This is a genomic window from Streptomyces anandii JCM 4720 (assembly GCF_014650655.1).
Lineage (GTDB): Bacteria > Actinomycetota > Actinomycetes > Streptomycetales > Streptomycetaceae > Streptomyces > Streptomyces anandii.
Window position 1 is genome coordinate 345,184 of sequence record NZ_BMVJ01000001.1, and the last position, 11,464, is coordinate 356,647.

At 69.2% G+C, this 11,464-nt stretch carries 9 protein-coding genes; 7 read left to right on the forward strand and 2 right to left on the reverse strand.

The genetic code is table 11. The features are described 5' to 3' along the window. On the forward strand, positions 1-805 hold an 805-nt coding region (locus IE249_RS35840), incomplete at its 5' end, for a [protein-PII] uridylyltransferase family protein (RefSeq protein WP_506366323.1). Positions 806-908: 103 nt separating this feature from the next. On the opposite strand, the gene IE249_RS01585 is transcribed toward IE249_RS35840, so the two are convergent. After that, positions 909-1,733, reverse strand: coding sequence for a phosphatase PAP2 family protein (locus IE249_RS01585; RefSeq protein ID WP_189702926.1), 825 nt, complete (start codon positions 1,731-1,733; stop codon positions 909-911). A gap of 59 nt (positions 1,734-1,792) precedes the next feature. Further along, complete coding sequence (locus tag IE249_RS01590) at positions 1,793-2,821, reverse strand: LacI family DNA-binding transcriptional regulator (protein ID WP_268249659.1); 1,029 nt, start codon at positions 2,819-2,821, stop codon at positions 1,793-1,795. Positions 2,822-3,181: 360 nt separating this feature from the next. Here IE249_RS01590 and IE249_RS01595 point away from each other — a divergent pair, with 360 nt between their 5' ends. From IE249_RS01595 to IE249_RS01620, 6 genes are all read left to right on the forward strand, one after another. Further along, entirely contained in the window at positions 3,182-4,456 is a 1,275-nt protein-coding gene (locus IE249_RS01595; protein WP_189702928.1) for an extracellular solute-binding protein, read from the forward strand. 89 nt (positions 4,457-4,545) lie between these two features. After that, entirely contained in the window at positions 4,546-5,550 is a 1,005-nt protein-coding gene (locus tag IE249_RS01600; RefSeq protein ID WP_189702929.1) for a carbohydrate ABC transporter permease, read from the forward strand. 13 nt (positions 5,551-5,563) lie between these two features. Beyond that, positions 5,564-6,475, forward strand: coding sequence for a sugar ABC transporter permease (locus IE249_RS01605; RefSeq protein WP_189702930.1), 912 nt, complete (start codon positions 5,564-5,566; stop codon positions 6,473-6,475). A 153-nt stretch (positions 6,476-6,628) separates the two neighbouring features. Next, positions 6,629-8,320 (forward strand): glycoside hydrolase family 13 protein, encoded by a 1,692-nt coding sequence (locus IE249_RS01610; protein ID WP_189702931.1) that lies wholly within the window; start codon positions 6,629-6,631, stop codon positions 8,318-8,320. Positions 8,321-8,612: 292 nt separating this feature from the next. After that, a complete protein-coding gene (locus IE249_RS01615) occupies positions 8,613-9,995 on the forward strand; it encodes an alpha-amylase (RefSeq protein WP_189702932.1) in 1,383 nt (460 codons plus the stop codon). Positions 9,996-10,125: 130 nt separating this feature from the next. Beyond that, a partial coding sequence (locus IE249_RS01620) for a hypothetical protein (protein ID WP_189702933.1) occupies positions 10,126-11,464 on the forward strand: 1,339 nt, incomplete at its 3' end.

Genomic DNA, 11,464 nt, shown 5'->3' on the forward strand with positions numbered 1-11,464 from the left:
GGACGCGGACGTGCTGTTCGTGCACGAACCCCGGGACGGGGTGGACGAGCGGGAGGCCGCTCAGGCGGCGAACCGGGTGGTTTCGGAGATGCGGCGGCTGCTGCAGGTGCCCAGCTCGGATCCGCCGCTGCTGATCGACGCGGACCTGCGGCCCGAGGGCCGCAACGGGCCCCTGGTGCGGACGCTGAAGTCGTACGAGGCGTACTACCGGCGGTGGTCGCTGGTGTGGGAGGCGCAGGCGCTGCTGCGGGCGGAGCCGGTGGCGGGGGATGTGGAGCTGGGGCGGCGGTTCGTCGCGCTGGTCGATCCGCTGCGGTATCCCTCCGGGGGGCTGGGGGACGACGCCGTGCGGGAGATCCGGCGGTTGAAGGCCCGGATGGAGTCCGAGCGGCTGCCCCGGGGGGCGGATCCCAAGCTGCACACGAAGCTGGGGCCCGGGGGGTTGTCGGACGTGGAGTGGACCGTGCAGTTGCTGCAGATGCGGCATGGGGCCCGGGAGGCCGAGCTGCGGACCACTCGTACGCGGCAGGCTCTGGCCGCGGCTCGGGAGGGAGGGCTGGTCACCGAGGAGGACGCTTCGATTCTTGACGAGGCTTGGGTGCTGGCCACTCGGGTGCGGAACGCTGTGATGCTGGTGCGGGGGCGGGCGGGGGACACCTTCCCGACGGAGCCTCGGGAGCTTGCCGCGGTGGGGCGGTACCTGGGGTACGGACCCGGGCATGTGGGGGACATGCTCGATGCCTATCGGCGTACCGCCCGGCGGGCTCGGGGGGTTGTGGAGTCGCTGTTCTACGGGGCGTCGTAGCGCGCGTGCGGTGCGTGGGGGGTCGGGGCCGTGACGCGCCCCCACTGCCCCTTCCGCCGTACCGCGTCTACCGGGTTCGTCGTGGTTCCGGCCGCCGCCAGGGTCATGGGGCCGTCGGCTGCAACGTCCCCGTTGTGCGGGGGAGGGTGTGGGGGAGGGTGCCGTACCAGAGGCGGGCCAGGGTGAGGCCGAAGGTCAGGCAGAGGAGGCCGCCCACCGCGTCCAGCCAGAAGTGGTTGGCCGTGCAGATGATGACCAGGAGGGTGGTCGTGGGGTAGAGGAGGCCCAGGACCCGGAGCCAGGGGATGGTGGTGAGGGCGTAGATGGTCAGGCCGCACCACAGGGACCAGCCGATGTGCATCGAGGGCATCGCGGCGTACTGGTTGGACATGTCCTTGAGGTCGCCGGAGGCCATGGAGCCCCAGGTGTGGTGGACCTGGACCGTGTCGACGAAGTGGGCGCCGGTCATGAGGCGGGGCGGGGCCAGGGGGAAGAGGTAGTAGCCGGCCAGGGCCACGCCGGTGGTGGCGAAGAGGGCGAGGCGGGTCGCCGCGTAGCGGCCGGGGTGGCTGCGGTAGAGCCAGACCAGGACGCCGATCGTCACCACGAAGTGCAGGGTGGCGTAGTAGTAGTTCATGCCGATGATCAGCCAAGTCACCGAGTTGACGGCATGGTTGACCGATTGCTCTACGGCGATGCCCAGTTGGTGCTCGGTGCGCCAGACCCAGTCCGCGTTGCGCAGGGCCTCGGCCTTCTGTTCCGGGACCGCGTTGCGGATCAGGGAGTACGTCCAGTAACTCACCGCGATGAGCAGGATCTCGAACCACAGCCGGGGGCGGCGCGGAGTGCGCAGGCGGGTGAGGAGGGTGCGCTCGTGCGTGACGGGGTCCGGGACGGCCTCCAGTCGTGTCACGGTCGTGTCACCCATAGGGACAGAGTGTGCCAGAAAAGCCCTCGGGCGCCGCTCATCGGCAGGTCGGGTGCGGCTCAGGGGCGGCTGCCCGGGGCCGAGGCCGTGGAGCCGCGCACCACCAGTTCCGGCATGAAGACGAACTCGCTGTGGGGGGCGGGGGTTCCGCCGATCTCCTCGAGGAGGGTGCGCACGGCTGCCTGGCCCATGGCCGGCACCGGCTTGCGGATCGTGGTCAGGGGCGGGTCGGTGAAGGCGATCAGGGGGGAGTCGTCGAAGCCGACGACCGAGACGTCCCTCGGGACCTCCAGGCCGCGCTGGCGGGCCGCCCGTATGGCCCCCAGCGCCATCATGTCGCTGGCGCAGACGATCGCCGTGCAGTCGCGGTCGATGAGCGCCGTCGCGGCCGCCTGGCCGCCCTCCAGGGTGTAGAGGGAGTGCTGGACCAGGCCCGACTCGATGACGTCCGGGGGCAGGGACAGCTGGTCCTGCATGGCTCGTACGAAGCCCTCGATCTTGCGCTGTACCGGGACGAAGCGCTTGGGGCCCAGGGCCAGGCCTATGCGGGTGTGGCCGAGCGAGACCAGGTGGGTGACGGCCAGGGTCATCGCCGCGCGGTCGTCGGGGGAGATGAAGGGGGCCTGCACCTTGGGGGAGAAGCCGTCCACGAGGACGTAGGGCACGCCCTGGGCGCGCAGCCGCTCGTAGCGCTCCATGTCGGCCGTGGTGTCCGCGTGCAGACCGGAGACGTAGATGATGCCGGCCACCCCGCGGTCGACGAGCATCTCGGTCAGCTCGTCCTCCGTGGAGCCGCCGGGGGTCTGGGTGGCGAGCACCGGGGTGTAGCCCTGGCGGGTCAGCGCCTGGCCGATGACCTGGGCCAGGGCGGGGAATATCGGGTTCTCCAGCTCGGGCGTGATCAGGCCGACCAGGCCCTCGCTGCGCTGCCGCAGGCGCACCGGGCGCTCGTAGCCCAGCACGTCGAGGGCGGCCAGCACGGACTGGCGGGTGGTGGCGGCGACGCCCGGCTTGCCGTTGAGGACACGGCTGACGGTCGCTTCGCTCACCCCCGCCTGGGCGGCGATGTCGGCAAGCCGTGTGGTCACAGGAGTGGACTGTACCGGTCGGGGCGTCATCGCGTTCCTCGTGTTCTGATCGGCGTACCGGTCCGCAACGGGATGATTCCCCCGTCGGCGCCGTATGGCAAGAGCTTGCAGAGTCTTGCACAAGTGTGCGGGATGCCGCTGATCGGCGTGAAGTCAAGGGACCCAAGGGCTCGGCCGGAGGTCACGGGCGGGTAACTCTCGCGATCTCTTGCACTTTTTTTCTGCAAGGTCTTTCGCCGCGCTTGCAACGCTGTTACGTTCACCGTCGCCCGGCGGCGGCAACGGCGCCATCGGCAACTCGGCAGGGGCGGCAGACGGGACCGGCCCCTGTTACGGGCTTTCACCCTCAAGGAGAAACTCATGCGGCGTGGCATAGCGGCCACCGCGCTGGTGGCGTCCCTCGCTCTCGCGGCGACGGCGTGCGGCGGGAGCGACAGCGGCAGCGACAAGTCCGACGGCCCGGTGACCATCACCTGGTGGGACACCTCCAACGCCACGAACGAGGCGCCGACGTACCAGGCCCTGGTCAAGCAGTTCGAAGCGGCCAACAAGAACATCAAGGTCAAGTACGTCAACGTGCCGTTCGACCAGGCGCAGAACAAGTTCGACACGGCCGCCGGCTCCAAGGGCGCCCCGGACATCCTGCGCTCCGAGGTCGGCTGGACCCCCGCCTTCGCCAAGAAGGGCTACTTCCTGCCGCTGGACGGCACCGAGGCCCTGTCCGAGCAGAGCCAGTTCAAGCCGAACCTGATCAAGCAGGCCCAGTACGACGGCAAGACCTACGGCGTCCCGCTGGTCACCGACACCCTGGCCCTGGTCTACAACAAGGCCCTGTTCAAGAAGGCCGGCATCACCGAGGCCCCCAAGACCTGGGACGAGCTGAAGGCCGACGCCGCCAAGGTCAAGGACAAGGCCGGCGTCGACGGCTACTGGGGCTCCACCCAGGCCTACTACGCCATGAACTTCCTCTACGGCGAGGGCACCGACAACGTCGACGTCGCCGCCAAGAAGATCACCGTGACCTCGGCCCCCGCCAAGAAGGCCTACGGCACCTGGCTGAGCCTGTTCTCCGGCAAGGGCCTGCACAAGGCCGACACCACCGCCGACGCCTACGCCCACATCCAGGACGCGTTCGTCAACGGCAAGGTCGCCGCGATCATCCAGGGCCCCTGGGAGATCACGAACTTCTACAAGGGCAGCGCCTTCAAGGACAAGTCCAACCTCGGCATCGCCACCGTCCCGGCCGGCTCCACCGGCAAAGCGGGCGCCCCGACCGGCGGCCACAACCTCTCGGTCTACGCCGGCTCGGACAAGTCCCACCAGGAAGCGGCCCTGAAGTTCGTGAAGTTCATGACCTCGGCGAAGTCCCAGGAGACCATCGCCCTGAAGAACTCCACGCTGCCCACCCGCGACGACGCCTACACCGCCCAGGTCAAGGCCGACCCCGGCATCGCCGGCTACCAGGGCGTGCTGTCCGCCGCCCAGCCGCGCCCGGCGCTGGCCGAGTACAGCTCCCTGTGGGGCCCGCTCGACACCGAGCTGCCCAAGATCGCCGGCGGCAAGGAGTCCCTGGACAAGGGCCTGAGCAACGCCGAGCTCGCGATCTCCAAGCTGGTCAACGACTTCAGCAAGTGAGCCAGTGGTGGCCGCCGGACCCTTCCTGAGGGGTCCGGCGGCCGCCGGCCCGTGTGCCGTACTCCTGAACATCCAGAAGGTGTCGAACCATGACAGTCGCCATCGATCGAGCGACCGGCAAGCGGCGCGGTGACCGCGGGCCGAGGCCCGGGCCGGCCGCGCGCCTGAGGCAGAGCTACCAGAAGCACTGGTACGCCTACGTGATGATCGCCCCCGTGGCGGTCGTACTCGGCGTCCTCGTGCTGTATCCCCTGGTGTACGGCCTGTATCTGACCCTCACCGACGCCAACAGCCTCAACACCGCTCGCACGATCGGCGTCAACCACATCGACGCCACGTACAAGTTCATCGGGCTGGACAACTACAAGGACATCCTGTTCGGCCCGACGTCGTACGACCGCTTCTGGTCGCACTTCGTGTGGACGATCGTGTGGACGGCGCTGTGCGTCATCCTGCACTACTCGATCGGGCTCGGCCTCGCGCTGGTGCTCAACCAGAAACTGCGCGGCCGCACCTTCTACCGGCTGATCCTGATCCTGCCGTGGGCCGTGCCCACCTTCGTCACCGTGTTCGGCTGGCGCTTCATGCTCGCCGACGGAGGCATCATCAACTCCGCCCTGCACGCGCTGCACCTGCCGGCGCCGCAGTGGCTGGAGGACACCTTCTGGCAGCGGTTCGCCGCCATCATGGTCAACACCTGGTGCGGTGTGCCGTTCATGATGGTCTCGCTCCTCGGCGGACTGCAGTCCATCGACTCCTCGCTCTACGAGGCCGCCGAGATGGACGGCGCGAACGCCTGGCAGCGTTTCCGCTACGTCACCCTTCCGGGCCTGAGGTCGGTCAGCTCCACGGTCGTGCTCCTCGGCATCATCTGGACCTTCAACCAGTTCGCCGTCATCTTCCTGCTCTTCGGCAACACGGCCCCCGACGCGCAGATCCTTGTCACCTGGGCGTACTACCTCGGCTTCGGACAGCAGCCGCGAGACTTCGCTCAGTCCGCCGCCTACGGCATCCTGCTGCTGGCCATCCTGATCGTCTTCACCTCGTTCTACCGCCGCTGGCTGAACCGCAATGAGCAGCAGCTCGCGATCTGAGGCAGGAGTTTCCATGAGTACGACCGCAGTCGAGACCTCTGCCGCCGCGACCGAGCCGGAGCCCGGCCGGAAGGAACCGCGCGCGCTGCGCCGGCGCGGGCAGCGCGGCCTGGCCGCCTCCCTCGCCTCCCACGGCCTGCTGATCGCGGGGAGCATCGTCGCGCTCTTCCCGGTCGCCTGGCTGGTCTTCCTGTCCCTCGGCCCGGACAAGGACGACTACCTGCACCCCGGCGGCATCTGGCACAAGATGACGTTCAGCAACTACTCGTTCGTCCTGCAGCACACGAACTTCTTCGAGTGGCTGAAAAGCTCGCTGATCGTCTCGCTCGGCACCACCGTCCTCGGCGTCCTGGTCGCCGCGACCACCGGCTACGCCGTCTCCCGCATGCGCTTCCCCGGCTACCGGAAGTTCATGTGGGTGCTCCTGGTCACCCAGATGTTCCCGGTGGCCGTGCTGATGGTGCCGATGTACCAGATCCTCGCCGACCTGGGCCTCATCGACAGCTACCTCGGCCTCATCCTCGTCTACTGCTCCACCGCGGTGCCCTACTGCGCCTGGCTGCTCAAGGGATACTTCGACACCATCCCCTTCGAGATCGACGAGGCCGGACGCGTCGACGGGCTCACCCCGTTCGGCACGTTCGCGCGGCTGATCCTGCCGCTCGCCAAGCCGGGCCTCGCGGTCGCCGCGTTCTACAGCTTCATCACGGCGTTCGGCGAGGTCGCCTTCGCCACCACCTTCATGCTCGACGACCAGAAGTACACGCTCGCCGTCGGCCTGCAGAGCTTCATCAGCGAGCACGACGCCCAGCGCAACCTCATGGCCGCGACCGCGGTGCTGATCGCGATACCCGTCTCGGCCTTCTTCTACCTCGTGCAGAAGAACCTCGTCGCCGGACTCACCGCGGGCGGCACCAAGGGCTGACCCGCGGGCCGACGAAGCCGGGACTCCCGCGCGCCCGGCGCGCGGGCAGGCGGCCGCGGTGCCCATCCGACCCCGCTGTCACCGCGGCCGCCTGGCATCCGGCCAGGCCCCCACGCCTTCCATGACCCGACCACCCTTACGCACAAGGACGCCATGAGCCAGCAGCACTCCCCGTCCGGATCCCCCCTGACCGAAGCGGCCGTCGCCACCGTCGCCGCCCCGCGCCGCGACTGGTGGCGGGACGCGGTGATCTACCAGGTCTATCCGCGCAGCTTCGCCGACAGCAACGGCGACGGCATGGGCGACCTCGAGGGCGTACGCTCCCGGCTGCCCTACCTGCGCGACCTCGGTGTGGACGCCGTGTGGCTCAGCCCCTTCTACGCCTCGCCGCAGGCCGACGCCGGCTACGACGTCGCCGACTACCGCGCCGTCGACCCCATGTTCGGCAACCTCCTCGACGCCGACGCGCTGATCCGCGACGCCCACGAGCTGGGCCTGAGGATCATCGTCGACCTCGTCCCCAACCACTCCTCCGACCAGCACGAGTGGTTCCGGCGCGCGGTCGCGGAGGGCCCCGGCTCCCCGCTGCGCGACCGCTACCACTTCCGCCCCGGCAAGGGGAAGAACGGCGAACTGCCGCCCAACGACTGGGAGTCCATCTTCGGCGGCCCGGCCTGGACCCGGGTCACCGAACCGGACGGCACGCCCGGCGAGTGGTACCTGCACCTGTTCGCGCCCGAGCAGCCCGACTTCAACTGGGAACACCCGGCCGTCGGCGACGAGTTCCGCTCCATCCTGCGCTTCTGGCTCGACATGGGCGTCGACGGCTTCCGCATCGACGTGGCCCACGGGCTCGTCAAGGCGGACGGGCTGCCGGACCTCGGCACCCACGACCAGCTGAAGCTGCTGGGCAACGATGTCATGCCGTTCTTCGACCAGGACGGCGTGCACGAGGTCTACCGGCAGTGGCGCCAGATCCTCGACGAGTACTCCGGGGACCGCATCTTCGTCGCCGAGGCGTGGACCCCGACCGTCGAGCGGACCGCCCTGTACGTGCGCCCGGACGAGCTGCACCAGGCCTTCAACTTCCAGTACCTGGGCACCGACTGGGACGCCAAGGAGCTGCGCACCGTCATCGACCGCACCCTGGAATCCATGCGCCCGGTCGGCGCCCCGGCCACGTGGGTGCTGTCCAACCACGACGTCACCCGGCACGCCACCCGCTTCGCCAACCCGCCCGGCCTCGGCACCCAGATCCGCACCGCCGGCGACCGCGCCCTCGGGCTGCGCCGGGCCCGCGCGGCCACCCTGCTGATGCTGGCGCTGCCCGGCTCGGCCTACGTCTACCAGGGCGAGGAGCTCGGCCTGCCCGACGTGGTGGACCTGCCCGACGAGGTGCGCCAGGACCCGGCGTACTTCCGGGGCGAGGGCCAGGACGGCTTCCGCGACGGCTGCCGGGTGCCGATCCCGTGGACGCGCGCCGGCTCCTCGTACGGCTTCGGCGCCGGCGGCAGCTGGCTTCCGCAGCCGGCGGGCTGGGGGGAGCTGAGCGTGGAGGCGCAGACCGGGGTTCCCGGCTCCACGCTGGAGCTGTACCGGTCCGCGCTGAGCGCGCGCCGCTCCCAGCCGGACCTCGGCGCGGGTGACGCCGTGCAGTGGCTGCGGGCGCCCGAGGGCGTGCTGGCCTTCCGGCGCGGGGAGTTCGTGTGCGTGGCGAACACCGGCGGGGAGGCGGTCACGACCCCGGCGTACGGCCGTCTGCTGCTGGCGAGCGGGGAGATCACGGAGGCCGACGGCGAGGCCAAGTTGCCCGCCGACACGACCGTGTGGTGGACCACCGGCTGAGCTTTCCCGCAAGGGTTTTCGTCCGGTTTCAGGGGCCCGCCGTCCAGTGGGGGACGGCGGGCCCCTTCGCGTGCGTACGGGGGACGGACCAGCTCAACTTGCCTTACACCGGCCGTATTTCGCGTTGATGACAGGAGCATGTCGAGGGTATTGACCGCCGGGGGCGGGACTCGTACGGTCTGCTGCACTGCGAGTAGTTGAAAACTTGCAGCAACTCCCTTCAAAGGGTCCGGTCCTCCCCAGGGCCTTCCCGGACACCTTCGAGTCCTTCAACGGAGAAGGAAACCCCCACATGGCCAACAGAGCCCTCTCCGGCGCGCTCGCCCTCGTGGCGGCCGCGTCGGCCGCGCTGGCCGTCCCCGCCGGGACCGCCTACGCCGCACCACCCGGCACCAAGGACGTCACCGCGGTGCTCTTCGAGTGGAACTACGCCTCGGTCGCCAAGGAGTGCACCAACACCCTCGGCCCCGCCGGCTACGGATACGTCCAGGTCTCACCGCCCGCCGAGCACATACAGGGCCCGCAGTGGTGGACCTCCTACCAGCCCGTCAGCTACAGGATCGCCGGCCGGCTCGGCGACCGCGCGTCCTTCCAGAACATGGTGAACACCTGCCACTCGGCAGGCGTGAAGGTCGTCGTCGACACCGTGATCAACCACATGTCGGCGGGCAGCGGCACGGGCACGGGCGGGTCCTCGTACACCAAGTACGACTACCCCGGCCTGTACTCGGTCTACGACTTCGACGACTGCATGTCCCCGGTCGACAATTACCAGGACCGCTGGAACGTGCAGCACTGCGAACTGGTCGGCCTCGCCGACCTCGACACCGGCGAGGAGTACGTCCGCAAGACCATCGCCGGCTACATGAACGACCTCCTCTCCCTCGGCGTCGACGGCTTCCGCATCGACGCGGCCAAGCACATCCCGGCCGACGACCTCGCCAACATCAAGTCCCGCCTGACCAAACCCGGCGCCTACTGGAAGCAGGAGGTCATCTACGGCGCGGGCGAGGCGGTCCAGCCGACCGAGTACACCGGCAACGGCGACGTCCAGGAGTTCCGCTACGCCTACGACCTCAAGCGGGTCTTCAACAACGAGAAGCTCGCCTACCTGAACAACTACGGCGAGGGCTGGGGCTATCTGAGCAACTCGGTGGCCGGCGTCTTCGTCGACAACCATGACACCGAGCGCAACGGCTCCACCCTCAACTACAAGGACGGCGCCAAGTACACCCTGGCCAACGTCTTCATGCTGGCCTGGCCCTACGGCGCTCCCGACATCAACTCCGGCTACGAGTGGTCCGACACGGACGCCGGCCCGCCGGGCGGGGGCCAGGTGAACGCCTGCTGGCAGGACGGCTGGAAGTGCCAGCACAAGTGGCCGGAGATCATCTCCATGGTCGCCTTCCGCAACGCCACGCGCGGCCAGTCGGTGACCAACTGGTGGGACGACGGCAACAACGCCATCGCCTTCGGCCGGGGCAGCAAGGGGTTCGTGGCCATCAACCACGAGTCGTACAGCGTGAGTCGCACCTACCAGACCTCGCTGCCCGCGGGCACCTACTGCAACGTGCAGAACAACACCACGGTGACCGTGAACGGCTCCGGCCAGCTCACCGCCACCCTGGGCTCCAACACGGCGCTGGCGGTCTACGCCGGCAAGCCGGGCTGCTGAAGCCCGCGCGCCCGGGCCCACCGCGTCCGCGCGGCCCGGGCGTCGCGCGGACGCGGTGGGCCCGGGCCCCGTGGGGCCGACCGGAGCAACCCCGTGTGCGCGGTCCCGGGCGCGGTCCGAGGCTGGCCGCATGAGCATCCGTCCCTGGGTCGTCGTCGAGGCACCGGACGACCGTGGCCTCCGGCGGGTCACCGTGGACGGCGAGACCGCCGGCAGCGCCTGGTCGCTGCCCGAACTGCGGCGCGTCCTGGAGCGCCTCGGCCACCCGGACGTGGACGTGACGGACCCGGCTTGCGTGCACTGGCGCGGCGGTGACAGCGACACATGGCCCGACCACCCGCGGCGACGGCACACGGCCGCTCTCCTCATGATGGCGGGCCTGCTCGCCTCGGCGGTCCTCAACGCCGTGATCGGGTGGCCGGACGCCTCGGGCGCCATGACCTTCGCGCAACGGCTGACCGGTGCCCTGTTCGTGCTGTCCGCTCCCGTGCAGGCCGCGGCGGCGCTCGCGGTGATCGATCACTGGGGGAAGCGGCACTCCAGGGTCTCCGGGGCGATGGTCCTGCTCGGCGTCCTCACCTCCACGGCCGCCGACGGCCTCCTGATGCTGTTGTGGTTCGAGGAGCGGGAGTACACGCCCTACCTGCTGGTGTTCATGCCGCTGTGCTGCTGGTCGGTATGGGCGCTGTGGCTGCTGCTGAAGGAGAGGTCGTGGAAGGGGGTCACTCACCCGAGGAAATTCGCGGCCGGAGTATTCGTGTCGGCCCTCCTCACCGCTCTCAGCCTGGTGTATTCGACGATGTACGAGCCCACGGTGGCTCCCATGAGCCTGGCCCTGAAGGCGGAATTCGGAACGGCGCGTGCTGACCGCCGCCTCCCCTTCGTGCAGGTCCCGCTGAAACTCTCGGTGAAGAACACGGGATCGTTCTCCGTGTATATCGTCATCGACGACTTCACGGTCTACGGACGGACCGCCGATTACTCGGAGCAGGGGTCTTTCGGGGTGCAGGACTGGAGGAAGAGCATCGACGAGTACGGTGAGGAGGAGGCGGAGCGGCACGTCGACCGGATCAGGTTCGCGCCGCTGAGCAGCGATCGGTTCTACGAACCCGGTGTACTGCTCGAGAGTGGTCAGGAGGACGCCCGGGAGCACGTGTTCCAGCTTCCCGTGAACACGAAGTACGACCTCCTCCACGTCGATCTGCAGCTCACGTACATGAGAAAGGACCGGGGGCGGATCGACGTGGCCGCGTTCGGGCAGGCGCATCCCTCGTGGAGGAAGGGGGTGGGGCAGTCGTACTGCCGTGTGGCGGGGTGCCTGGGGCGGCTCGTGTACCTCGGCAGGGTCCGGCACAACAACAACCTGATCAACGTGACGCGCGGCGCGCGGTACGTACTGGCCACCTGGTCCGCGAAAGAAGGTCCCCGTTATTCCATCTCCCCGTACTTCACGACCGGCAAGGCGGCCG